This window comes from Streptomyces sp. NPDC044033 (assembly GCF_056434425.1).
Window position 1 is genome coordinate 533375 of sequence record NZ_JBWKFF010000002.1, and the last position, 23338, is coordinate 556712.

At 72.3% G+C, this 23338-nt stretch carries 22 protein-coding genes; 15 read left to right on the plus strand and 7 right to left on the minus strand.

Features of this window, described 5'->3' with window-relative positions; all coding sequences use genetic code 11:
- Positions 1-2: 2 nt before the first annotated feature.
- On the minus strand, positions 3-485 hold the full coding sequence (locus AC07AB_RS05930; RefSeq protein ID WP_478560677.1) for a hypothetical protein: 483 nt from the start codon (positions 483-485) through the stop codon (positions 3-5).
- A 631-nt stretch (positions 486-1116) separates the two neighbouring features.
- Here AC07AB_RS05930 and AC07AB_RS05935 point away from each other — a divergent pair.
- From AC07AB_RS05935 to AC07AB_RS05990, 12 genes are all read left to right on the plus strand, one after another.
- Entirely contained in the window at positions 1117-2346 is a 1230-nt protein-coding gene (locus AC07AB_RS05935; RefSeq protein ID WP_478560680.1) for a DegT/DnrJ/EryC1/StrS family aminotransferase, read from the plus strand.
- Positions 2347-2389: 43 nt separating this feature from the next.
- Positions 2390-3208: a DNA-methyltransferase gene (locus AC07AB_RS05940; RefSeq protein WP_478560682.1), complete on the plus strand. Its 819-nt coding sequence runs from the start codon at positions 2390-2392 to the stop codon at positions 3206-3208.
- A gap of 5 nt (positions 3209-3213) precedes the next feature.
- Positions 3214-4467, plus strand: coding sequence for a 2-deoxy-scyllo-inosose synthase (locus AC07AB_RS05945; RefSeq protein WP_478560685.1), 1254 nt, complete (start codon positions 3214-3216; stop codon positions 4465-4467).
- A complete protein-coding gene (locus tag AC07AB_RS05950; RefSeq protein WP_478560688.1) occupies positions 4464-5534 on the plus strand; it encodes a GHMP family kinase ATP-binding protein in 1071 nt (356 codons plus the stop codon). The genes AC07AB_RS05945 and AC07AB_RS05950 overlap by 4 nt, the downstream gene beginning before the upstream one ends.
- Positions 5531-6364, plus strand: coding sequence for a glycosyltransferase family 2 protein (locus AC07AB_RS05955; protein WP_478560690.1), 834 nt, complete (start codon positions 5531-5533; stop codon positions 6362-6364). Before AC07AB_RS05950 ends, AC07AB_RS05955 begins: the two co-directional genes overlap by 4 nt.
- 7 nt (positions 6365-6371) lie before the next feature.
- Positions 6372-7349 carry a radical SAM protein gene (locus tag AC07AB_RS05960; RefSeq protein ID WP_478560693.1) on the plus strand — a complete coding sequence of 326 codons (978 nt, stop codon included), beginning with the start codon at positions 6372-6374 and terminating at the stop codon, positions 7347-7349.
- A complete protein-coding gene (locus AC07AB_RS05965) occupies positions 7349-8290 on the plus strand; it encodes an NAD-dependent epimerase/dehydratase family protein (RefSeq protein WP_478560696.1) in 942 nt (313 codons plus the stop codon). The genes AC07AB_RS05960 and AC07AB_RS05965 overlap by 1 nt, the downstream gene beginning before the upstream one ends.
- On the plus strand, positions 8287-9411 hold the full coding sequence (locus AC07AB_RS05970) for a DegT/DnrJ/EryC1/StrS family aminotransferase (protein ID WP_478560699.1): 1125 nt from the start codon (positions 8287-8289) through the stop codon (positions 9409-9411). Before AC07AB_RS05965 ends, AC07AB_RS05970 begins: the two co-directional genes overlap by 4 nt.
- Before the next feature lie 42 nt (positions 9412-9453).
- A complete protein-coding gene (locus AC07AB_RS05975) occupies positions 9454-10230 on the plus strand; it encodes a phytanoyl-CoA dioxygenase family protein (protein WP_478560702.1) in 777 nt (258 codons plus the stop codon).
- A 63-nt stretch (positions 10231-10293) separates the two neighbouring features.
- On the plus strand, positions 10294-10893 hold the full coding sequence (locus AC07AB_RS05980; protein ID WP_478560705.1) for an SIS domain-containing protein: 600 nt from the start codon (positions 10294-10296) through the stop codon (positions 10891-10893).
- Positions 10894-10952: 59 nt separating this feature from the next.
- Positions 10953-11969: a zinc-dependent alcohol dehydrogenase gene (locus tag AC07AB_RS05985; RefSeq protein ID WP_478560708.1), complete on the plus strand. Its 1017-nt coding sequence runs from the start codon at positions 10953-10955 to the stop codon at positions 11967-11969.
- 21 nt (positions 11970-11990) lie between these two features.
- Positions 11991-12875 carry a galactose-1-phosphate uridylyltransferase gene (locus tag AC07AB_RS05990; RefSeq protein ID WP_478560711.1) on the plus strand — a complete coding sequence of 295 codons (885 nt, stop codon included), beginning with the start codon at positions 11991-11993 and terminating at the stop codon, positions 12873-12875.
- A gap of 253 nt (positions 12876-13128) precedes the next feature.
- Here AC07AB_RS05990 and AC07AB_RS05995 read toward each other — a convergent pair whose 3' ends face one another.
- The gene (locus AC07AB_RS05995) at positions 13129-14265 is read right to left on the minus strand and encodes a glycosyltransferase family 4 protein (RefSeq protein ID WP_478560714.1); all 1137 of its coding nucleotides are present in this window, start codon (positions 14263-14265) and stop codon (positions 13129-13131) included.
- Positions 14266-14551: 286 nt separating this feature from the next.
- Between AC07AB_RS05995 and galE the strand changes: the two genes are divergently transcribed.
- Positions 14552-15514 (plus strand): UDP-glucose 4-epimerase GalE, encoded by a 963-nt coding sequence (gene galE, locus AC07AB_RS06000; protein WP_478560717.1) that lies wholly within the window; start codon positions 14552-14554, stop codon positions 15512-15514.
- A gap of 31 nt (positions 15515-15545) precedes the next feature.
- On the opposite strand, the gene AC07AB_RS06005 is transcribed toward galE, so the two are convergent.
- Entirely contained in the window at positions 15546-16541 is a 996-nt protein-coding gene (locus AC07AB_RS06005) for a phosphotransferase family protein (protein ID WP_478560720.1), read from the minus strand.
- A 116-nt stretch (positions 16542-16657) separates the two neighbouring features.
- Between AC07AB_RS06005 and AC07AB_RS06010 the strand changes: the two genes are divergently transcribed.
- A complete protein-coding gene (locus AC07AB_RS06010; RefSeq protein ID WP_478560722.1) occupies positions 16658-18466 on the plus strand; it encodes an ABC transporter ATP-binding protein in 1809 nt (602 codons plus the stop codon).
- Entirely contained in the window at positions 18463-20403 is a 1941-nt protein-coding gene (locus AC07AB_RS06015) for an ABC transporter ATP-binding protein (RefSeq protein ID WP_478560725.1), read from the plus strand. The genes AC07AB_RS06010 and AC07AB_RS06015 overlap by 4 nt, the downstream gene beginning before the upstream one ends.
- On the opposite strand, the gene pqqE is transcribed toward AC07AB_RS06015, so the two are convergent.
- Genes pqqE through pqqB form a run of 4 tightly spaced genes read right to left on the minus strand, consistent with a single transcriptional unit; the run spans position 20334 to position 23336 of the window.
- A complete protein-coding gene (pqqE, locus tag AC07AB_RS06020; RefSeq protein WP_478560728.1) occupies positions 20334-21470 on the minus strand; it encodes a pyrroloquinoline quinone biosynthesis protein PqqE in 1137 nt (378 codons plus the stop codon). The genes AC07AB_RS06015 and pqqE overlap by 70 nt on opposite strands.
- Positions 21467-21724 (minus strand): pyrroloquinoline quinone biosynthesis peptide chaperone PqqD, encoded by a 258-nt coding sequence (gene pqqD / locus AC07AB_RS06025; protein ID WP_478560731.1) that lies wholly within the window; start codon positions 21722-21724, stop codon positions 21467-21469. The genes pqqE and pqqD overlap by 4 nt, the downstream gene beginning before the upstream one ends.
- Positions 21721-22446: a pyrroloquinoline-quinone synthase PqqC gene (pqqC, locus tag AC07AB_RS06030; protein WP_478560734.1), complete on the minus strand. Its 726-nt coding sequence runs from the start codon at positions 22444-22446 to the stop codon at positions 21721-21723. Before pqqC ends, pqqD begins: the two co-directional genes overlap by 4 nt.
- On the minus strand, positions 22443-23336 hold the full coding sequence (gene pqqB / locus AC07AB_RS06035; protein ID WP_478560736.1) for a pyrroloquinoline quinone biosynthesis protein PqqB: 894 nt from the start codon (positions 23334-23336) through the stop codon (positions 22443-22445). Before pqqB ends, pqqC begins: the two co-directional genes overlap by 4 nt.
- Positions 23337-23338 lie beyond the last annotated feature (2 nt).

The window sequence follows — 23338 nt, forward strand, 5'->3', positions numbered from 1 at the left end:
GGTCAGCGCTCCGTGGTAATGGGATGGTCGGGGTCCTCATCGGTCGACAGGTTCTGGAATTTGCGCGCTTCGTTCACCATCGTCAGCAGTGCGTCGAGACTGGCGGGCGAGAGTCCGTCGGCCCGCAGCGCGAGGTTGCGCACGCGGGTGTCGCGCAGCGCCGCCGCCAGGGCCAACTGGGCGTTGACGCGCTCGGCGACCTCGTCGTCCAGGAAGTAGCCGGGGGGCACGCCGAAGAACTCGGCGAGGACGTCGAGCTGTTCCAGGGTGACGTTGCGCTTGCGGCCGGTGGCGAGCTCCCACAGGTAGGTGCCCGAGATCGCGCCGCCGGTCTGCTCGCTGATCTCCTTGGCGAGCCGGGCGTAGCCGGGCCGCTTGCGCTCCTCGGGGTAGAGCGCGGTGATCAGCTCGTTCAGCCGTCGGTCGAGCTTGCGCAGGATCGGCCTGTTGGAGTGGCCCGATGCCGCCGACTCGCCTCTGGTCATTTTCTCGCCCCTGCCTGCGGCGGCCTCACGGGCGCATGAGAGCCGATTCCGCACGTCCCCGTCGCGGACGCCACCGGGAGGCGGCGTCGCAAGACAGTCAACCCTCATCCGTCACAGCTGACAACAGGGCCTATACACGCATGGGTTGATGGCTTTTCGGCCAGCCGGGAACAGCCCGTCCGGTACGTTTCGAGCCGCGGCTTTGCCCCCCGGGCACGCTCACCACGCCCGCTCGGCCCCACGCGCCACAACTACAGCGGACAACACGGGGCGGCAATAAGCCATCACCATTCACCATGGTTGACAGGCGCATCAACACTGGGCGTACGCTCAGACCGCGGATCACCCGCTCCTATGGATGCCAGTACGTCCCTCAGACGCACTCCCCCAGCCCGGCCCCGCGCACCGCGCTCCATCCCCACCACCGCGGCGCTTTCCCGTGAACCAGCACGTCAGACACGTCCCGCAGGTCAGGCACGTCCAGCACGTTCGCACGGTTCCGCTTGCTCGCAGCCCCCGCCCCCGGGGCCCTCGTCCGCACCCCCTCGTCGGCACCCCCATGCCCCAGCACCCCCCAACTCCCCTACCTCCCCCATCCGCTGACTGACCGAGACCTCATCGGAGGGTTACGATGACCGACGCTCTCCCCTGGCCTCAGTGGCCGACGCACTCCCCGCAGACCGAGCAGAACCTGCTCGCCGCGCTCAGGTCGGGCCGCTGGGCGGTGAGCGGCGCCTACACGGGCGAGGAATCGTACGAGCACTCCTTCGCCACCGCGTTCGCCGACTTCATGAAAGTGCCCTACGCGGTACCCACCTGCAACGGCTCGGCGGCACTCACCATCGCGCTGGAGTCGCTCGGCGTCGAGGCCGGTGACGAGGTGCTCGTGCCCGGCCTGACCTGGGTGGCCTGCGCGTCGACCGTGCTCCGCGTCGGCGCGGTGCCGGTCCTCGTCGACATCGAGCCCGACACCCTGTGCATGTCGGTCGCGGCCGCGGCGGCGGCCATCACCCCGCGCACCAAGGCGATCATGGCCGTGCACCTGTACGGCTCCGCGGTGGACCTCGACGCGATGTCCGCCCTAGCCCAGCGGCACGGCATCGCCCTCCTGGAGGACTGCTCGCACGTGCACGGCGCGATGTGGCGGGACCGCCGGCTCGGCTCGATCGGCGACGCCGCCGCCTTCAGCCTCCAGCAGACCAAGCTGCTGACCTGCGGTGAGGGCGGCGTCGCCGTCACCTCGGACCCGACGGTCCACGACCGGCTGTTCCGCAAGCGGGCGGACGGCCGGGGCCACCGCGTCGCGCCGGTCGGCGAGCTGGAGCTCGAAGAGCTGCCCGGGGTGCAGGGCTACAACTACTGCATGAGCGAGTTCAACGCCGCGGTGGCGTTGGAGGGCCTGACCCGGCTGGACGCGGAGAACGACCGCCGGCGGACCTCGATGCGGCGGCTGGAGGAGCTGCTCGACGGCTTCGACGGGGCGCGCCCGCTCAAGCGGCCGGCCGCGCTCACCGCGGACGCCGCCTACCAGTACTGCGTCCGGCTCGATCCGGCGGTCTTCGGCCCGGGCGCCAAGGACGCGGTGGCCACCGTGCTGTCCCAGGCGCTCGGCCTCCATGTCGAACCCATCGACTCCGCGCTCCACCACAACGTCCTCTACCAGCCGCTGCGCTCCGGCTGGACCAAGGGCGCGGGCGGCGTACAGCCGCTGGACCCCACCCGGTTCGAGCTGCCCGCGGCCGAGTTCGCGGGCGAGAACGCCGTGGTCCTGCCGCACCGCCTCTTCCTCGCGGCGCCGGAGCGCATGGAGCTCGTCGTCACCGCGCTGGAGAAGGCCCGCGCCCAGCTCCCCCTGTCCTGAAGCCGTCGCCCCGATCCCCCCGTCGCCGAGCGAGAGGCCCTCGATGAGCGCTCGTACCGAGACCGGCACCACCGTACGCACGGTGGCCGCCACCGCCGCCGGAACCCTGACCCAGGGCGACGCGACCGCCTTCCTCCGGTCGCTGCCCGCCGCCAGTGTGCGGCTGGTGGTGACATCCCCCTGGTTCACCGGCCCTTACGAGCCGTCGTCCGACGACCCGACCAACCCCGCGTTCGGCGACTGGCTGGACGGCTACATGGACGAGTTCGCCCGGGTCCTGCGGCCGGACGGCAGCGTGGTGATCGAGACCGGTTGCGGCTGGGCGCGGGACCGGCCGGTGCGCACCGTGCAGAACTTCGCCGCCATCAGCCGGCTGCTCGCGCGCGGCGACTGGCACCTTCTCCAGGAGTTCTACTGGTACAACCCCGAACTCCTCGACGCGCGGGACGAGTGGGTCACCCAGCGGCGGATCCGGCTGCACGACTGCGTCACCACGTGGTTCTGGCTGTCGCGGACCCCCGATGTGCCGGTCGACACCCGGCGGGTGCGCGGGTTCCAGAGCTATCTGACGCAGCCGTTCGGCAACTTCCTCGCCATGGGGGACTCCGCCGCCGACTACCCGTATCTCGACGGGGTGTCCGAGCGGCTGAGCCTGGCCGACGCGGACCGCTTTCCGGTCGCGGCGCCGCTGTACTTCATCCGCCTGCTCACGGAGGAGGGCGAGCGCGTCGTCGACCCGTTCTGCGGGATCGGCTCGACGGCGCTGGCCGCCGAGTCGGCCGGACGCGAGTGGTCGTGCAACGACTTCTCCGCGGAGGCGATCGGCATCGCGAAGCAGCGTATCGACTCTCTCCGAAAGTGATGGCGATGGATCTTCAGGCCCCTTCCCCCGCAGCCCCCTCCCCCGCGGATACCGAGATCGCGGCGGACGTACGGCGATTGCGCGAGCGCCACTTCGACGTGGCGGACAAACGGGTGCGCGTCCTGCTCGGCGAGGACGTGCAGGACGCGATGGCCCAGACGCTGAGCGGCATGCAGGCCGACCGCTTCGTCGTGGTCACCGACGACAATGTGGCGGACGTCGTCGCCGCGAAACTGGCCGGCGTCCTCGACGCCGCCGCCCCCACGCTCCTGCTCTCCCATCCACCGGGCGAGGAGCACAAGAACCTGGCGACGCTGTCCCGCTTCATCGACCTGGCGCTCGACTTCGGGGCCACCCGCAGGACCGTGGTGGTGGCGGTCGGCGGCGGCATCCCCGGCAACATCGCGGGCCTCCTCGCCGGACTGCTCTTCCGCGGGGTGCGGCTCGTGCACGTGCCGACGACCGTGATCGCCGCCTGCGACTCGGTCATCTCGGTCAAGCAGGCCGTCAACACCTCGCACGCCAAGAACATGGTCGGCCTCTACCACCCGCCCGAGCTGATCCTCGTCGACCTGGCGGTGGTCGCCCTGGGATCGCCCCGCGATCTGCGCTCCGGCACCTGCGAGACCGTCAAGAACGCCCTGGCGATCGACCCCTCCCAGATCCCCCGGCTGCGCCGGCTGCTGCGGCGCCGGGCCGACTACACCCCCGCCGACCTCGGCGAGATCTTCGACCTCAGCCTCGCTGTCAAGAGCCGGCTGCTGCGCGAGGACCCGTACGAGAAGTACTCCGGTCTGCTCCTGGAGTACGGGCACACCATCGGCCACGCCCTGGAACTGGCCAGCACGGCGCACGGCCCCAAGGAGGCCGCGCTCAAGCACGGCGAGGCCGTCGCCCTCGGCATGCTCGCGGCGGCCGATGTGGCGCACCGGATGGGGCTGCTCGACGAGGCGGCCGTGGCCGTCCACGAGGAGCTGATCGACCGGGTGGGCGTCTGCCGGTGCCTGACGGCGGGCATCTCGCCGAAGACGGTGCTGCACCACATCGCGTTCGACAACAAGCGCGGTTACCGCTCGTGCGACGGCGACGACGTCTCCATGGTGCTGCTGAGCTCGCTCGGCGCCCCGCTCAACGCGGACGAGCACTACCTCACGCCCGTACCGCACGCCCATGTCGCCGCCGCCGTCCACGACCTGCTGCGCCGTGGCGCGGAGTGCTCCGAGGGAGCGCGGGGAGCCGAGGGGCACACCGTCTCATGACCGACATCCGCTGGCCGCTGCCCACGGCTCCCACCCCTCCCCCGGCCGCCCCCGACGCCACCGACCCGGCGGCGCCCGCCATCGTCACGGCCCGCTCGCCGCTGCGCATCTCGCTGGCCGGCGGCGGCACCGACCTGCCCAGCTACTCGTCGCGCCACGGCGGGCTGGTCATCAGCTGCGCCATCGACCGGTACGTCGGCGTGACCGTCTTCCCCCGCGAGTTCGACGGCCGGGTACGGGCCGCCACCGACAGCTACGACCTGTGCGACCGCACCCACCAGCACCCCAACCCCATGACGCGGGCCTGCCTGCTGCGCGCCGGGCTGCGCAGCGGCTATCAAGTGGCCTCCTTCAGCGACGTGCCCAGCGGCAGCGGGCTCGGCGGATCCGCCGCGTTCGCCGTCTCGCTGCTGCACGCGGCGGCCGCGCCCGGCGCCCTGTCGCCGCAGGCGCTCGCCGAGACCGCGAGCGCCGTGGAGATCGACGACCTCGGGCGCGCGGTCGGCAAGCAGGACCACTACATGGCCGCGTTCGGCGGAATCCGGCTGCTGCGGTTCCACCCCTCGGGCCGGGTGGCCCCCGACCGGCTCGACCTGCCGGCCGCCTCCCGGGCCGCCTTGGAGGAGCGGCTGATGCTCTTCCACTCCGGCATCAGCCGGGACGCGGGCGACATCCTCGCCGAGCAGAACCAGCGCACGCTCAACGGCCACGACGAGTCCCTGCGGCGGCTGCACGCCATCCGCTCCATCACGCACGGCATGGCCGACGCGCTGGCCCAGGGCGACATGGACGCCGTGGCCGCACTGGTCAACGAGCACTGGTCGCTCAAAGCGCGGCTCGGCTCACGGATCAGCAGCCCGCACCTCCAGGCCCTGCACGACCGGGCCCTGGAGGCGGGCGCGCGGGGCGCGAAGCTGCTCGGTTCGGGCGGCGGCGGCTTCCTGCTGCTGGTCTGCCCGCCGGACCACCACGCCGACGTGCGGCGGTCGCTGGGCGAGGCGGGGCTGCGGGAGCTGCCGTTCCGGCTGACCGAAGACGGCTCCCGGACCGGCAGGCTGCCGCTGTGAACGCCGGCGGAACACCCGGACCCGAGCGGCCGGCCGCGGTGCCGATCACCGTGGTGACGATCACCCGCACCCGGCCCGAGCTGCTGGGCCGGGCGGTGCGCAGCGCCCAGGGGCAGCACCCGCCGGGCGGCTTCGAGCATCTGATCGTCATCGACGACTGCCTGGACACCTACCGTTCGCTGCGCGAGCTGCCCGAACCGCCGCCGAACGTGCGCTGGCTGCTCGTCGGCCGCGGCCCCCGCGACGTCTCCGGCCCCGGCCGCTCCTCGCGGCTGCGCAACATGGCCGTACGGATCAGCCGGAGCCCCTGGGTCGCGTTCCTCGACGACGACAACGAATGGGAGCCCGACCACCTCGAAACGCTGCTGGAGTGCGCCGGCCGCACGGGCCACCGGGCCGTCCACTCCCAGCTGCGGATGGTCAACGCCGACGGCACCCCGTACCTCGAACCGCGCTCGCCGTGGTCCGAGGACGAGGCCGAGGGGCGCGCGGAGTACGAGCGGCTGCGGGCCAAGGGCGTGGTGGAGCCGGGGTCCTGCGTACGGCGCGACCGGCTCGATCCGCTCGGCGTGCCGGATCCCGTGATCGAGGTGGACACCGGGGAGTGGATGCTCGCGCGGGAACTGCTGCTGGAGGTCCCCTTCAGCGACACCTTCGACGCCCAGGACGAGGCCGACCGGATCGGCGAGGACGACAAGCTGGCCATGGATCTGCGAGCGCGACGCGAGCCCGTCTCCTGCACGGAACGCCCCACGCTCCGCTATTACCTCGGCGGCTACTCCAACAACTTCTCCCTCTCCTTCGATTCGACGTTCTCCTGGCGAGAATGAGGAACTGATGACCTATCACATCACGGACGGCAAGGTCGTAAGTCCGGAAGGCTGCGAGCTGAACGTCGCGCACCACTGCAATCTCGGCTGCGCCTCGTGCAGCCATCTCTCACCGGTCTTCCGCCGGTCCCTGATCGACCCCGACACCGCCGCCCGCGATCTCACGCTGCTGGCCAAGTCGTTCGCGGCGAAGTTCGTCAAGGTGCTGGGCGGCGAACCGCTCCTCCACCCCCAACTGGTGCCCATCCTCCACCAGGTGCGCGCCTCGGGCCTCGCACCGCACATCACGGTCTGCACCAACGGCCTGCTGCTGCCCCGGATGCGCGAGGACTTCTGGGCCGCGGTGGACGAGGTCGAGATCTCCGTCTACCCGGACCAGGAACTCGACGAGGAGAAGATGGCCCGGGTGCGGGCCCACGCGGCCGAGCACGACGTCCTGCTGAACATCTCGCACTACTCGCACTTCCGCTACTCGTACGCGGAGCACGGAACCCAGGACAAGTCGCTGGTCCAGCGCATCTTCAACACCTGCCAGATCGCGCACGTCTGGCGCTGCCACACCCTGTACGAGGGGCACTTCTTCAAGTGCCCGCAATCCGTCTTCCTGCCCCAGGTCCTCGAAGGCACGGCGCCGCTGTGGGAGGACGGCCTGCGGATCACCGACGAGCCGGACTTCCCCCAGCGGCTGCTGGCCTATCTCCAGGGCACCGAGCCGCTGGGCGCCTGCCGCAACTGCATGGGCAGCGTCGGCCACCGGATGCCGCACCAGCAGCGCACCCGGCGCGACTTCCGCGACGTCCAGCAGCACAGCACCGAGGAACTCACCGACCACCGCTTCCTGACCCTGCTGGAGCAGCGGCCGGACGCCGACGACGGCTGCGCCGTCGAGAGCGCCGACACCTGGCAGGACCGGCTCAGCGAACGCACGGCAGCCGCCGTACCCGTCCCCGCCCCGCACTCCCCCAGCGTCCGGAAGAGGTCCTGATGCGTTGCCTGGTAACCGGCGGCTCCGGCTTCATCGGCCGGCACGTCGCCCGCCGCTTCGAGTCGGCCGGCCATGACGTCATGGTCCTCGACAACCGGTGGACCCCCGAAGACCCCTTCCCCGGCAGGGCGATCGACATCACGGCCAAGGACGAGCTGGTCGAGCTGTTCACGTCCTGGCGGCCGGACGCCGTGATGCACCTCGCCGGGGTCGCCGACGCCCGCGCCGTGCTGGCCGACCCGGTCACGGCCATGGACGCCAACGTCACCGGGACCACGGCCGTCCTGGCCGCCGCCGCGGCCGGCGGCGCGTCCCGCGTCGTGATCGCGAGCAGCTGCTGGGTCTACAACGCGATGCGGACCGAGGCCATCGACGAGGACGAGCCGTTCCTGCCGACCGGCGCCGGCCACTTCTACACCACCTCGATGATCACCAAGGAGCTGCTGGCCCGCGACTTCGCCCGGCTGCACGGCCTGGAGTCCACGGTGCTCCGCTACAGCCCCGTCTACGGCCCGGGCATGTGGCCCGGCCTGGTCGTCTCGGCGTTCCTGCGGGCCGCGGCCGAGGGCGGCCCGCTCACCGTCTTCGGCGACGGCTCCGAGCGGCGCGCCTTCCTGCACGCCCACGACCTGGCCGACGCGTTCTACCGGGCGACCGCGCCGGTGGCGGCGGGCCAGGTCTACAACCTGGAGGGGCCGGAGATCATCACCACCCTGGAGCTGGCGCAGAAGGTGTCCGCCCTGTTCGGGGGCGTACCCATCACCCACCGGGAGGAGCCGACCCGGCGCGGCGAACTGGTCTACTCGCAGCGCTTCGTCTCCACCGAGAAGGCCCGGCGCCAACTGGGCTGGAGCCCGCGCATCGGCATCGACGAGGGGCTGGCCCTACAGCTGGCCGCGGCCGGCCGGACCGCGCCGGACGCGGAGGTGGCGGGCCGATGACGGATCACCAAGTCGTGCCCGTACGGCCGGACTTCTCCGAGCAGGACATCGAGACCATCCTCGGCTCCATCCGCACCGCCCTGGAGAGCGGACAGCTGGCGCAGGGCGAGGAAGTGGCGGCCTTCGAGCGGGAGATGGCCGCGTACACCGGGGCCCGGCACGCCGTGGCGCTCGCGTCCGGTACCGCGGCGCTCGTCTGCGGGCTGCGGGCCCTGGCGGAACGCGGCACCGGCGAGGTGCTGGTGCCCGCCAACTCCTTCTACTCGACGGCCGCGGCCCCACTGCTCGCCGGGTTGCGCACCCGCCTGGTCGATGTGGAGGCGGAGACGTTCGCGCCCTCCGTCGAGACGCTGGAGAGGGCCGTCACCAAGGACACCGTCGGCGTTCTGGTGGTGCACATGGGCGGCCTCATCACCCCCGGGCTGCCGGAGATCGCCGACTGGTGCGCGGCGCGCGGGCTGTGGCTGTTCGAGGACTGCGCGCACGCGCACGGCAGCCGCCTCGGCGGGCGGCACGCCGGGGACTTCGGGGTGGCCGGCGCGTTCTCCTTCTTCGCCACCAAGGTGATCACCTGTGCCGAGGGCGGCATGCTGACCACCGACGACGACGAGCTGGCCGCGTCGATCGGGTGCTACCGCAACCTCGGCAAGCCCGAGTTGTGGCGCAGCTACCACACCGTGCTCGGCGAGAACGCCCGGATGAGCGAGCTGCACGCCGCCGTCGGGCGGGCCCAGCTGCGCCGTCTGGACGAGTTCCTCGGCGTGCGGCAGCGGCTGGCCGAGCGGTACACCGCGGGCCTGGCGGAGCTGCCCGGACTCACGCCCGTACTCCCGTCGCACACGCCGGCCAGCTGGTACAAGTACGCGGTGCTGCTGGAGCCCGCCACGGACCGGGCCGCGCTGAAGGCCGCCCTCAAGGAGGCGGGGGTGCACCTGGGCGGCGAGATCTACGAGATGCCGCTGGACGCCCAGCCGGTCTTCGACGGCCGGATACCACGCGAAGGGCGGCACCCGGTGTCGGAGGACGTGTGCGCCCGGCACATCTGCCTGCCGCTGCACACCCGCATGAGCGAGGACGACGTCGACTTCGTCCTGACGGCCCTGGAGAAAGCCCTCACCTGACCGCCGCGGCCCCGCCCGCCCCGGCATCGCGAAAGGACAGCCGTGCCCGCACTCTCGGAGGAAGAGCTGTATCTGTTCGACACCACGGGGTTCCTCGTGGTCCGGGGCGCGTTCGGCCCCGTGGAGGTGGAGACGTACAAGTCGGAGCTGGAACGGCTGGCCACCACGGACCCCGGGTTCGCGAACACGGTGCGCTACAAGGACCTGCCGTCCGCGAGCCCCGTCTTCGGCGAACTGGCCCTGGACGACCGGCTGGTCGGGCCGGTGCGCGACGTCGTCAATCAGCCGCTGCGCATTCTGGAGGGGTACGGGCTGCGGCGCGCCAAGGACAGCGTGCTGTATCTGCACGGCGGCAACGCCGAACTCCTCGACCTCGGCGGCGGCTCCGTGGGCCGCGACATGTCGATCACCCACACCTACCACGACGGCAAGCTGTACTGCCCGTACGTCAAGACCCTGGTCTACCTGAGCGACATCCAGTCCCAGGAGGACGGCTCCTTCTGCTACGTACAGGGGTCGCACAAGGCCAACTTCCCGCTGCTGCGCTCCCGCGCCGAACGGGGGGTGCGCACCTCGCTGATCGATACGGGCTTCCCCACCCTGAGCGATGTCTTCGTCCGCTCCGGAGACATGCTGCTGCTCAACGAGGCTCTGATGCACGGCACCCGGCGGAAGCTGACGGACGGCGACCGGCTGCTGCTGGCGTTCGGTTACGGTCCGACGTTCCTCTCCGACTGGCAGGAACTGGACGGGGAGACCGGCGATCTGCGCGGCGCGGGCTACGTCGACCACGACGTCGAAGAGGACTTCGTGCACTGAGAAGCCGGTGCCTCCGTCGGCACGGCGCACCGGATTCCCCGACAGGATTGCAGGGACGCAGATATGACACAGAACTCGTTCGCCGCCCCCGTCCGCCCGGACCAGGGCCCATGGGACGAATATTTGGCCACGGCGGGCCCGCTGCTCGGCTCGATGGGCGAGCAGGTCGACCGGCTCATCACCGAACTCGACGCGGTCCGCCGCGACGGGTCGACCGTCTTCCTCGCGGGCAACGGCGGCAGCGCCTCGGCCGCCTCCCACCTCGCGCAGGACCTCCTCAAGGGCGCTTACACGGGGGACGGGCCGCCGCTGCGGGCCCTCGCCCTCACCGACAACCTCTCCATGCTGACGGCCTACGCCAACGACTGCGGCTACGACCGGGTGTTCGTGGAGCCGCTGCGCCTCATGGCGGCGCCCGGCGACCGGCTGCTGGTGATCAGCTGCTCCGGCACCAGCCCCAATGTGGTGACCGCCGCCCGGCACGCCAAGGAGGCCGGGCTGCGCGTCGTCGCGGTGACGGCGGGCACCGGCGGCACCCTGCGGGACCTGGCCGACCTGGAGGTGAACGCCCCGACCAAGGACGTGGGCCTGGCCGAGGCGATGCACAGCATGATCTTCCACTACGTCACCCAGTCGCTCCGCGACGTCCCCGGCCCCCGCTGAGCCCCCTCCCTTCCTTCCCCTTCCTTCCACCTACCGGCTACCTACCGGAAAGGCACGGCATGCGAGCAGCAGTCCTGAACGGCCCCCGTGACATCGATGTGCGAGAGGTGCCCGACCCGGCGCTCCCCGAGGACTGGGCGCTGGTGAAGGTCGCGTACAACTCCATCTGCGGCAGCGATGTGTCGCTGTACAACAACGCGTGGCACGGCACCGCCTTCCCGGCCGTGCCCGGCCACGAGTGGAGCGGCACCGTCGTGCGGAGCCTCGGCGGCGGCTTCGCGGAGGGGGACCAGGTCGTCGCCGACCTCGCGCTGGGCTGCGGTCGCTGCCGCTGGTGCCGGCGGTCCCAGCTGGTGATGTGCCCCGAGCTGCGGGAGTTCGGCTTCACCGATCCGGGCGCCTGCGCCGAGTACATCGCGGTGCCCGCGGCGAACATGGTGCGGCTGGCGCCCGGAACGGATCTGCTGACCGCCACCCAGGCGGAGCCGCTGGCCGTGGCGCTGCACGCGCTGCACCGGGTGCGGCTGGAGCCGGGCGAGAACGTCGCCGTGCTGGGCTGCGGCGGCATCGGCCTCAATGTGCTCCAGGCCGTGCACGCGGTGGGGGCGCGGGTCGTGCTGGCCGTGGACCCCATCGCCAAGCGGGCCCGGGCGGCGGCGGCTCTCGGCGCCGAGACGGTGCTGAGCGACCCCGAGGACGTGGCGGCGTGGATCGCCGACAGGGGGCCGGCCGGCCTGCCCGACGTGGTGCTGGAGGCGAGCGGGGAGCCGCCCGCCGTGAAGCTGGCGACCGATCTGGTGGTGCCGGGCGGCCGGGTGGGGCTCATCGGCTACCGGATGGGCCGGAGCGTGGAGCTGGAGTCCGCGCGGTGGCCGCTGAAGCTGATGGAGATGATCGGCGTGATGGGGCCGGGCCGCTATATGTCGGCCGCCGCGGGGCTGGTGAGCCGGGGTGCGGTGCGCACGGACGAGGTCATCACCCATGTGGTGGACCTGTCGGACGCGGACAAGGCGTTCCGCCTCGCGGACGAGCCGGGGGAAGACGTCATCCGGGTCGCGATCCGTGCGGACGCGTAGCACCGGGAAGGGACTGGCTCCGTGGCCGAGTTGAGGAGGGATCCGCTCACGGGCGCGCGCGTCATGGTGCGGGGCAGCCGTCAGGGCCGGCCCCGCACCCGCGGCGTGGACTGCCCGTTCTGCCCCGGCGGCCTGGAGGCTCCTGAGCCCTACCGGGTGCGGCGGTTCGCCAACCGCTGGCCCGCGCTGGAGGCGGGGCGGTGCGAGGTCCTGCTGTACTCCCCCGACCACGCCGCCTCGTGGGCGTCGATGGGCGAGGAACAGGCGCTGCGCGCGGTCGGGTTGTGGGACGAGTGCACCCGTTCGCTGGGGGCGCTGCCGGACGTGGGCTATGTGCTGCTCTTCGAGAACCGGGGCGCGGAGGCGGGCGCGACCGTCGACCATCCGCACGGCCAGGCGTTCGGCCTGGCACAGGTGCCGCCGACGGCCGCCGCGCAGTTGGGCGTCGGCGATGGCGATGGCAGGGACGGCGGCTCGGGCGGGGCCGACTGCCCGCTGTGCGCCGGTCCGGCCAAGGAGCTGCTGGTCGCCGAGGAGGGCGACTGGTCGGCGTGGGTGCCGCGGGCGCCGATCTACCCGTATACGGTCCGGCTGGCGCCGCGCGGGCACATCGCCGGTCTGCCGGACTGCGACGCGCGGGACCGGCGGTCGCTGGCGCGGCTGCTGGCCGGGGTGACCGGCCGGTTCGACCGGTTCTTCGGCGGCCCGGCACCGTACTTCCTGTGGGTGCACCAGCACCCGACGGACGGCGGCGTCTGGCCGCGGGCGCATCTGTACGTGGAGATCGTCTCGGTGTGGCGGTCGCCGGGTGTGCCGCGCTATATCGCCGCCGGCGAGCTGGGCAGCGGCATCTTCTTCACGCCGCTGGAGCCCGAGGCCGCCGCCGAGCGGCTGCGGGATGCGTGAGGCGGCGGTGTCGTACGGCATGGGCCGGAGGGCAGTGGCCCCGCACCTCGCGAGCCGGACGCCGGGGGCCTCGTACGGCGGGAGCTTTGGGGCGCCGGCCTCGTACGGCAGGAGCTTTGGGGCACCGGCCTCGTACGGCAGGAGCTTTGGGGCACCGGCCTCGTACGGCATAAGCCAGGGGGCGCTGTCCCCGTACGGCGGCTGCCGGGGGGCGGTGCCGCTTCCGGGCGACGGGCGCCCGGAAGCGGCCGGCTCACCCGGCCAGTTCCTTGAGCTGCTCCACCAGGATCGCGATCGGGTCCCGGGGCATCTGCCGGCGTACGGCCGCCGCGGCGCGCTCGCCGATCGCGGGCCACTCGGAGCGGCGCTGCCAGGCCCGCTCCAGTGCCTCGTCCAGGCAGGCGGCGACGGGGCCGGCGGCGACGAAGCCGGTGTCGCCGTCGGTGAGGAGCTCCGCGTTGCCTGCCACATCGCTGACGATCACCGGCCGCCCGCAGATCATCGCCTCGATGATCACCGTCGGCAGCCCTTCGGCGCGCGAGCACAGGACCAGCCCGTGGTGGGTGCGCCAGACCTCCTCGATGTCCTTGGTGTACCCGGCGAACTCCACGTTGGCGAGGTCGAGCCGGGAGGCCAGGGCCCGGAGCACGCCCTCGTATTCGCCGGATCCGAAGACGGAGACGGTCAGCGGCCGCTCGCGCCACTTGGGCAGCGCCAGCACGTCGAAGAGGACGTCGTGGCCCTTGCTGTTGGGGTCCAGGCGGGCCAGGCAGGCGAGCCGCACGGGGGTGTCCTCGGTGGGCCAGGGCGGGGCGGCGTCGTAGTCGACCTTGAAGTGGCAGCGCACCACGCGGCCGTTGGGTATCAGGGCACCGACCTGGCGCTCCGTCAGGTCCCGGTTGCTCTCGGAGACGAAGAAGGAGGCGCGGGCGTCGCGGTAGGCGCTCGCCAGGCGCTCGGCGACGTCGTCGGTCAGCCACTCGTACTCGGAGGCGGAGTTGGAGTAGGCGACGTAGGGGTAGCCGCGCCCGCGGCACTCCTCCAGCCAGCCCAGGCCCTCGTAGTTGTCACCCTGGGAGACGATGACGAAATCGGGCCGTACGGCCTCCAGGGTGCTCAGCCGCCGCTCGGAGTAAGGGAGTTCGTGCACGGGGCGCAGGTCGTACGGCGGGTGGTCCCACCTGCGGTGCACCACGCAGCCGGCCTTCTCCAGGTCGGCGAGTTCGCCGGGGGTCTCGTCCCAGCCCTTGACGCTCGCGTGGATCTCGGCACCGTCCCGGAGCCAGTGGGCGGCGGCCAGCGACCAGTTGGTCTCGCTGGGGCCCCAGGGCGCCGACTCGTTGGCCGACACAAAGAGAATCCGAGGCCGTGTCCGGTTGGTCTCACTCATGTGCGTACCACCTTCGAAATGTGCGGCTCACATACCGCAGCAATTTCCGCGCGCCCCATTGAATTACTTCGGGCGGCAGCGGGATACGACAGGACGATATCAGTGCCGACAATCTTGGGGAAGTACGCATGCGAAAAAAGCCGGAGCCCGTGAAACGGTCGGCGGCATTTCACCTCGGCCGCCCCGGGGTAATCGATTGTGAAACACCGGCCGATGATGTGCGGCCGGCATTTTGCTTGCGTAATTCCGTACTGCACGGCGACCGCACAGGGAAAGGCGACGGACGATGAGGCTATTGGTGACCGGCGGCGCGGGATATATCGGCAGCGTCGTGGCGCGGCGGCTGCTGGACGAGGGGCACCGGGTGGTGGTGGTCGACGACCTCTCCAGCGGGTTCGCGGACGCGGTGCCGCGCGGCGCCGAGTTCGTACGCGGCACGATGGCCGAGGCGGCCCGGGTGCTCGCCGGGCCGCACCGCTTCGACGGGGTGGTCCATCTGGCGGCGCGGTCCCTGATCGACGACTCGGTGCGCCGCCCGGAGCGGTACTGGACGGGCAACACCGTCGAGACGCTGCGGCTGCTGGACGCGATGCTCGCGGCGGGCGTCGAGCGGCTCGTCTTCTCCTCCACCGCCGCCACGTACGGGCAGCCGGCCGAGGTGCCGATCACGGAGAGCGCGCCGACGGCGCCGACCAATCCGTACGGGGCGTCGAAGCTGGCCGTCGACCGGGCGCTGGGCGACTACACCCGCGCCCATCCGCTGGGCGCGGTCAGCCTGCGGTACTTCAACGTCGCGGGCTCGGTGGGCGACTGCGGCGAGCGGCACGAGCCCGAGACGCACGTCATCCCCATCGCGCTGGACGTGGCGCTGGGCAAGCGGCCGGAGTTCTCGGTCTACGGCGACGACTACCCGACCCGGGACGGCACCTGCGTGCGGGACTTCATCCATGTGGGAGACATCGCCGAGGCGCACCTGGCGGCGCTGCGCGCCGTCGCCCCGGGCGAGCACCGGATCTACAACCTCGGCAACGGCCAGGGCTTCTCGGTCCTTGAGGTGCTGGACGCCGTGGCGCGGGTCACCGGCCGTCCCGTGCCGTCCCGGCCGACGGGCCGGCGGCCGGGCGACCCGCCCACCCTGGTGGCGGCCGGCGACCTCATCCGGCGCGAGCTCGGCTGGAAGCCCGGCCGGCCGGACCTGGAGGAGATGATCGAGGACGCCTACCGCTTCCACCGGGCCCGGCGCGGGTGAGGGCGCCGGGCGCGGCCCGCGCGCGGGCGGGTCAGACGACACCCCACAGCCGCTGCGCCAGCTCGTCGATGTCCTCGATGCCGGTCAGGTCCAGGGGGGTCTCCTCCAGGGCCTCGAAATCATGCAGAAAGGTGAACTGGAGCATTTCCCTGGGGAAGCTGTCGCGCACGTCCCAGTCGGCTCCCTCAAGGAGCGCGGTGAGCAGCTCGCGATCGCCCCGGAAGGCGTTGAGGTGCAATTGGACCAGGCTGTACCGGGGGTCGCCCGCGTATACGTCGGTGAAGTCGATCAGGCCGCTGATCCCGCCCGTACCGGGGTCCACGAAGAGATTGGTGCCGTGCAGGTCGCCGTGGACGAACTGCGGCTCGCGGCCGGCCAGCAGCTCATCGACGTCGGGAAGGAAGGCGGGCACGTCATCGAGGAGCCTGGGCGAGAGGTACCCCCACTCGCGGTGGTCGGCGACGGTGGCCTCGCGGCGCTCCTTGAGCAGGTCGGGGAAGGTCGGCGAGTCGGGCCGCAGCACGGCCGAGCCCTTGAGCGGCACGGCGTGCAGTCGGCGCAGCACCTTGCCGAACTCGCGGGCGAGGGCCAGCAGCGCGGGCCGGTCGGCCGCGCCCCCGGCGTTCATGGCGTCCGCGGCGTCCCGCCAGGTGATGCCGGACGCCCGCTCGATGACCAGGAACGGCCACGGCCACCCCGCCCCGCCGGGGCGTAGTTCGCCGCGGCCGAGCAGCTGCGGCACGGGCAGATCGGTGCCGGCCAGCACCTCGTACGCCTCCAGTTCCGAAGCGTGGGACTCCGGGCCGCACCAGTGCTCCCCGTACAGCTTCACCGCCAGGCCGGTGTCGCTGATCAGCACCGGGTTCGTGCTCTCGCCGGGGACCCGCAGTTCGCCGGGCGCGGGCAGGCCGAGCTCGTCCAGGGCGCGGCGGACCCAGGGCTCCCAGAACGCGGCGTCGTTTCGGAGTTCGGCATAGCTGTCGTCCGAATTGATTCGACTCAGGTCGGCGAGGTGATTATTCTGCACGAAAGACCCTCGATTCGTTTGCACATGACCGCTGGAATTCCATTCAGGCTAGCACGGCACACATCAAGGACAACGATGAAGTTTGGCCACCGCTCGATGATGGTGAGGAGCAGGAATTGAGCGTAAACGACGCCGCGCCCAGGAGGTCACGTTCCTCGTTTACGGCTCTTTGGCGGCTCGGTCCCTATTTACGGCCGGTCCGCGTACCGGTGGCCGGGGCCGCCGCGGCCACGCTGGCCGCGCTGCTGTGCGGCCTCACCATCCCCTTGGTCACGCAGCGCATCATCGACGGTCCGCTGAGCAACGGCCGGACCGGGCAGGCGATATGGCTGATTCTCCTCGTCGCGGCGCTCGGCGCGGCGGAGGCCGTCTGCTTCTACGGCCGCCGCAAGCTCATAGCGCGGCCCACCGCGCTGGTGGAGTCGCGCATGCGGGCCGACCTCTTCCGGCATCTGCTGCGGCTGCCGATCGGCTTCCATGAGCACTGGCAGTCGGGCCAGTTGCTGTCCCGGGCGGTCAACGACCTGGTGACCCTGCGGAAGTTCCTGGCCTTCGCCGCCGTCTTCCTGGTGGTCAACTCGCTGACCCTGCTGGTCGGGCTCGCGCTGCTGTTCTCCATCGACCCGTCGCTGGCCCTGGTGGGGCTGTGCAGCTTCGCACCCCTGCTGCTGGTCTCCTTCTTCTTCGAGACCCGCTACAAGGTGGCGGCCCGTGAAGTCCAGGACCAGACGGGACATTTCACGACGATCGTCGAGGAGACGATGCTGGGCATCCGGGTGCTGCGCTCCTTCGGCCAGGGCAGGGCGCGCGTCCGCGTCTTCCGCGACCAGGCCCGGCTGCTGCGCCACAGCGAGATGCGCATCGTACGCATCATGGCCGCGCTCTCCACGGCCCTGCTGATCCTCCCCGAACTCGGCATCGCCGGCCAACTGGCCCTGGGCGGCGCGGGAATCGCCCACGGCACGCTGACCCTCGGCGACCTCGTCGCCGCCGTCACCGTCAGCACGTATCTGCGCTGGCCCACCGAGTGCATCGGGTGGGCGCTCGCCGAGACGAGCACGGCCGCCGGGGCCTGCGACCGGTACTGGGAGATCCGCGACACCGAGCCGGACATCACCGACCCGCCGAAGCCGCGGCCCGCCGCCCGGCCGGTGCGCGGCGCGCTGCGTTTCGAGAACGTGTACTTCCAGCAGCCCGGCGCGGACCGGCCCGTGCTGCGCGGCGTCGACCTGGAGATCCGGCCCGGCGAGACGCTCGCGCTCGTCGGCGCCACCGGCTCCGGCAAGACCACCCTGGCCGGCCTGGTCCCGCGGATGGCCGATGTGACCGACGGGCGGATCACCGTCGACGGCGTCGACATCCGCGAGCTGGCCCTCACGGAGCTGCGCACCATCGTCGGCTGCGCCTTCGAGGACCCGATGCTCTCCTCCCTCAGCGTCCGCGACAACGTGGCGCTCGGCGCTCCGGACGCCACCGACGACGAGATCCGCGCCGCGCTGCGCACCGCGAGCGCCGAGGAGTTCGTCGACGAGCTCGGCCCGGACGGGCTGCGCACCCGGATCGGCGAACAGGGGCTCTCGCTCTCCGGCGGCCAGCGGCAGCGCCTCGCGCTCGCCAGGGCCATCGTGGGCCGCCCCGCCCTGCTGGTGCTCGACGACCCGCTGTCCGCCCTGGACCTGCACACGGAGGCCGAGGTCGAACGGGCGCTGCGCCGGGTGCTGCGGCACTCCACCGCCCTGGTCGTCGCGCACCGTCCCAACACCGCGCGGATGGCGGACCGCGTCGCCGTCCTCGCCGACGGCCGGATCGCGGCCGTCGGCACCCACGCCGAACTCCTCGGCTCCAGCGCCCACTACCGCTCCCTGATGTCGGTCGCCCCGCTGCGGACACCCGGCTCCCCCGACAGTGAGGTGATGAGCCGATGAGCGGCGGTGAGCCGACGGCGGACGTCCTGGAGCCGGCGCCCACGGCACGGGACCGGGCCGCGAACCCGGAGCACCCGGAGAGCGCAGAGAATCTGGAGGCCGCCGAGGACGCGGCGATACTGGACCGGGCGACCCACCGGCGGGTACGCAAGCGCTCCCGCGCCCTCCTGTACTCGCTGCTGCGCCCCTGGCTGTGGCGCGTGGTCATCGCGATGTCCGCGCTGATCGTCGAGAACGCGGCCCAGCTGATCGGCCCGCTGCTCATCGCGCAGGCGATCGACCACGGCATCCCGGACGCGGTCGCCGGCGACTCCACCACGCTGACGTGGTGCGTCGCGGGCTTCACCGCCTGCGGGGTGCTGGCGGCCGCGGCCCGGTTCGGGTTCTTCCGGCTGTCCGGCAGCATCGGCCAGTCACTCCTGCTCGACCTGCGGACGCGCATCTTCCAGCACGCGGGCAGGCTGCCGGTCGCCTTCCACGAGTCGTACACCTCGGGGAAGGTCATCTCCCGGCTGACCTCCGACATCGACGCGGTGCGCGATCTCGTCGAGGGGAGTCTGGACGGGCTGCTGACCTCGCTGCTGACGGTGGCGGGCATCACCGTGCTGCTGCTCTGGCTGGACCTGCCGCTCGCCCTGATCGTGCTCGTCTCCATCGTGCCGCTGGTGCTGATGACGCGCTGGTTCCGGGAGCGGTCGCAGCGGGCGTACCGCCGCGCCCGCAACACCGTCGCGGACATCATCGTGCAGTTCGGCGAGACGATGAACGCGGTACGGGCGGTACAGGCGTTCCGCGCGGAGCGCCGCAAGCACACCGCGATGAACGACCTCAACGAGGTCTTCCGGGACGCCCACACCGAGGCGCTCAGCGTGGTGGCGCGCTACACCGCCGGGGTCCGGCTGGCGGGCAACATCGCGCTCGCCCTGGTGCTGGCGCTCGGCTGCTGGCGGGTGAACAACGGGGCGCTGCCGCTGGGCATCCTCACGGCGTTCGTGCTCTATCTGCGCCGGTTCTACGACCCGCTGGACGAGCTGGCGACGTTCACCAACCTGTACGCGGCGGCCAGCGCGGCGCTGGAGAAGATCTCCGGCTTCCTCGCCACGCCGTCCTCGGTACCGGAGCCGGCGGCCCCGGTGGCGCTCGCGCCCGGCCGCCCCGGCCGCGGTCAACTGGTCTTCCGCGCGGTGGACTTCCGCTACTCGGCAGGCGGGCCGGTGGTGCTGCACCGGCTGGACCTGACCATCCCGGCCGGGCAGACGGTCGCCGTGGTGGGCGCGACGGGCGCGGGCAAGTCCACCATCGGCAAGCTCGCCGCCCGCTTCTACGATCCGTCGAACGGTCAGGTGCTGCTGGACGGCGTCGATCTGCGGGAGGTCGCCGACGCGGAGCTGCGGCGCGAGCTGACGCTGGTGACGCAGGAGAACTTCCTGTTCACCGGCTCGATCGCGGAGAACATCGCGCTGGCGCGGCCCGGCGCGAGCCGGGCCGAGATCCGGGCGGCGGCCGAGGCGATCGGCGCCGACGCGTTCATCTCGGGGCTGCCCGAGGGGTACGACACCGAGGTCCGCAAGCGGGGCAACCGGCTCTCCGCGGGCCAGCGGCAGATGGTGGCGCTCACCCGCGCCTTCCTCGCCGACCCCACCGTGCTGCTGCTGGACGAGGCGACGTCGAGCCTGGACATCCCGACCGAGCTGACGGTGCAGCGGGCCCTGGGCGCGCTGCTCGCCGACCGTACCGCGGTGATCATCGCGCACCGGCTGTCCACGGTTCTGGCGGCCGACCGCGTGCTGGTCCTGGAGCGGGGCCGGGTCGTGGAGGACGGCACCCCCCGCGAACTGTCCGTCGCGGGCGGCCCGTTCGGCCTCCTCTACGCCCGGTGGTCGGCCTCGCTGGGCGAGGACGCGGGCCGGGCCGGTCCCGCCCCCGGCCCGCGGTAGACGAAGCCGGGCACGGGCACGGCCCCGTCGCCCGGCGCGTCGTCGACGAGGGCGCGTACGAGGTGATGGTCGGGGGAGAGCGCGCAGGCCGGGTCCGTGCGGGTGGCGTCCCCGGTCAGCGCGTACGCCTGGCAGCGGCAGCCGCCGAAGTCCTCCGCGCGGCGGGCGCAGCCGCGGCACGGGTCCCGCATCCAGTCCGTGCCGCGGTAGGCGTTGAACGCCTTGGAGTGGTCCCAGATCCACTCCAGCGAATGGTCGCGGATACTGGGCGCGTCGAGGCCGGGCAGGGTGGCGGCGACCGGGCAGGGCAGCACGGTGCCGTCGGGGGCGATGGTGAGGGAGAGCGCGCCCCAGCCGCCCATGCACGGCTTCGGCTCGCCGTCGAAGTAGTCGGGCACGACCCACACCAGCTCCGGGCCGCCCGCCCGGCGGCGGCGCTCCACGGTCTGTCGCGCGCGGTCGAGCTGGTCGCGCGTGGGCAGCAGGGCGGCCCGGTTCTCCAGCGCCCAGCCGTAGAACTGGGTGTTGGCCAGCTCGATCCGGTCGGCGCCCCAGGCCGCGCCCAGGTCGACAAGGGCGTCGACGGCGTCGAGGTTGGCGCGGTGCAGCACCACGTTGAGGCCGAGCGGCAGCCCGGCGGCCCGTACGAGGGCGGCGGCCCGCTCCTTGTCGGCGAAGGACTTGCGGCCGCCGATCCGGTCGGAGGCCGCCGCGTCGGCGTGCTGCACGGACAGTTGCACGCTGCGCAGCCCGGCGTCCTTCAGGGCGGCCAGCCGGGCGGCGGTGAGGCCGACGCCGCTGGTGACGAGCTGGGTGTAGACACCGGCGGCGTCGGCGGCGGCGACGATCGCCTCCAAGTCGGCGCGGAGCAGCGGCTCGCCGCCGGAGAGGTGGGTCTGCGCCACTCCGAGCGCACCGGCCTGGCGCATCGCGCTCCGCCACTGATCGGTGGTCAACTCGGCTGATCTACGGGTGAGTTCGAGGGGGTTGGAGCAGTACGGGCAGTGCAGGGGGCAGCCGTGGGTCAGCTCGGCGAGCAGCGCCCAGGGGCGCGGGGCGGGGGTCATCGCAGCCAGCCCTCCCCGTGTACCCGGTCGAGGAAGCGCGGGACCTCGGTGGCCACGGGCGCGCCGGGGTGGCGCGCCGTCAGCTCCTCGACGATCGCGGGCACGTCGCGGCCGCCGTCGCACAGCCGCAGGATGTCCGCGGCCGATCCACTGAGGACCACCACCCGCTCGGGCAGGAGCAGGAGTTCCGTGTCGCGCACCGGGTCGTGGCGCAGCATGGCCGCCGGGACGAGCGCGGGCCGCCAGCCGTTCACGCCGTGGGCTCCTCGTCGCCGTCCGCGTGGTCCACGGCGTCCAGCAGGGACCACAGCACGTCGCATTTGAAGGCGAGCGCGGCCACCGCCCGGTCCCGCTGCTCGTCCGTACGGGCCCACTCCAGGACGAGGTGCAGCGCTTCCTTACTGTCGCGGCCGCCCTGGCCGACGCGGGTGCGGAAGTACGCGAGCCCGTCGGCCTCGATCCAGGGGTAGTGCCGTTCGAAGGCGTCGATGCGGGTGCGCATGATGTCCGGCGCGGACAGTTCGGTGAGCGAGGCGGCGACGGCCTCCAGCGGGGAGCGCAGCCGGCAGAAGTTGACGTAACCGTCCACGGCGAGCCGCACGCCCGGCAACACCCCGCCCGTGTCCAGCAGTTGGTCACGCTTCAGCCCGGCCGCCTCGCCCAGCCGCAGCCAGCGTTCGATGCCGCCCTCGCCCTCGGCGCCGCCGTCGTGGTCCTGGATCCGCCGCACCCACATGCGGCGCAGTTCGGGGCTGTCGAACTTGGCGGTGATCAGGGCGTCCTTGACGGGGATGCAGCGCTGGTAGTGGAAGCGGTTGCGGATCCAGCGGCGCAGCTCGGGCGGGGTCAGTTCGCCGTCGTGCATACGGCGGTTGAACGGGTGGCGGTCGTGGTAGCGCCGCCCCACGACATCGCGCAGCCGCTCTTCCAGGGTGCTCGCGTCCTTCGGAGCGCTGACGTCCTTCGGCGTGCTCACAGTTCGATCACCATTCCGTCGGCGGCCACCTCGATGCCCCATTCCGCCAGGAGTTTGTACTCCTCGGCGGCCGGGTCACCCAGGGGGTTGGTGTTGTTGAGGTGGGTGTAGAGGCAGCGGGCGCCGAGCGTACGCAGGAGGCGGGCCGTGCCGTCCGGTCCGTCGATCGGGAGATGGCCCATGCCGGTCGAGGTCCGCTCGGAGAATCCGGCGCGGCGGGGCTCCTCGTCGTCCCAGAAGGTGCCGTCGACGATCACGCAGTCGGCCTCGGCGGCGGCCCGCTGGAGGGCGTCGGGCCAGGCGGCCAGCGCGGGTGCGTACACGAGGGTGCCGCCCGTGGAGCGGTCGGTGAGGCGCAGTGCGACGACCCAGTCCTCGGCGGGCGCGTCGGCGGCGGCGTAGCGCGGCCGCTTGGCGGACACCGGGATGGCGCTGATCTCCAACGGGCCGCCCGCCACCAGTGGTTGAGGGCTTCGCGGCAGTGGCCGCCAGGTGATCCCGGTGTACGGGCCGAGGATGTCGCCCAGCCGCAGCCGGTCCAGCAGGGCGCCCTGCACGGGGCCGGTGGCCAGTACGTCCAGGGCGCGGGCCTCGCGCAGCCGGGCGATGCCGAGGGTGTGGTCCAGTTCGGCGTCGGTGAGCACGATGCCCGCGACCGGGGTGTCGCGGGGGCCGGGCCCGGGGTGGAGTTCGGGGTGCGATTCGATCTGGTCGCCGATGTCGGGGGTGGCGCCCACGAGGTACCAGCGGGCGTCGTCGGCCCGTACGGCGAGGGAGGCGTGGCGGCGGACGCGCTGCGGATGGCGGCGTGCCCCGGAGCATCCGGGGCACGCGCAGTTCCACTGGGGCAGCCCGCCGCCCGCCGCGGTGCCGAGCACGCGCAGCAGCATGG

Bases quoted from the DNA above. Each gene is read 5' to 3' on its own strand.
- AC07AB_RS05930 (WP_478560677.1), bottom strand. From the start codon at position 485: ATGACCAGAGGCGAGTCGGCGGCATCGGGCCACTCCAACAGGCCGATC.
- AC07AB_RS05935 (WP_478560680.1), top strand. From the start codon at position 1,117: ATGACCGACGCTCTCCCCTGGCCTCAGTGGCCGACGCACTCCCCGCAG.
- AC07AB_RS05940 (WP_478560682.1), top strand. From the start codon at position 2,390: ATGAGCGCTCGTACCGAGACCGGCACCACCGTACGCACGGTGGCCGCC.
- AC07AB_RS05945 (WP_478560685.1), top strand. From the start codon at position 3,214: ATGGATCTTCAGGCCCCTTCCCCCGCAGCCCCCTCCCCCGCGGATACC.
- AC07AB_RS05950 (WP_478560688.1), top strand. From the start codon at position 4,464: ATGACCGACATCCGCTGGCCGCTGCCCACGGCTCCCACCCCTCCCCCG.
- AC07AB_RS05960 (WP_478560693.1), top strand. From the start codon at position 6,372: ATGACCTATCACATCACGGACGGCAAGGTCGTAAGTCCGGAAGGCTGC.
- AC07AB_RS05965 (WP_478560696.1), top strand. From the start codon at position 7,349: ATGCGTTGCCTGGTAACCGGCGGCTCCGGCTTCATCGGCCGGCACGTC.
- AC07AB_RS05970 (WP_478560699.1), top strand. From the start codon at position 8,287: ATGACGGATCACCAAGTCGTGCCCGTACGGCCGGACTTCTCCGAGCAG.
- AC07AB_RS05980 (WP_478560705.1), top strand. From the start codon at position 10,294: ATGACACAGAACTCGTTCGCCGCCCCCGTCCGCCCGGACCAGGGCCCA.
- AC07AB_RS05985 (WP_478560708.1), top strand. From the start codon at position 10,953: ATGCGAGCAGCAGTCCTGAACGGCCCCCGTGACATCGATGTGCGAGAG.
- AC07AB_RS05995 (WP_478560714.1), bottom strand. From the start codon at position 14,265: ATGAGTGAGACCAACCGGACACGGCCTCGGATTCTCTTTGTGTCGGCC.
- galE (WP_478560717.1), top strand. From the start codon at position 14,552: ATGAGGCTATTGGTGACCGGCGGCGCGGGATATATCGGCAGCGTCGTG.
- AC07AB_RS06015 (WP_478560725.1), top strand. From the start codon at position 18,463: ATGAGCGGCGGTGAGCCGACGGCGGACGTCCTGGAGCCGGCGCCCACG.
- pqqE (WP_478560728.1), bottom strand. From the start codon at position 21,470: ATGACCCCCGCCCCGCGCCCCTGGGCGCTGCTCGCCGAGCTGACCCAC.
- pqqB (WP_478560736.1), bottom strand. From the start codon at position 23,336: ATGCTGCTGCGCGTGCTCGGCACCGCGGCGGGCGGCGGGCTGCCCCAG.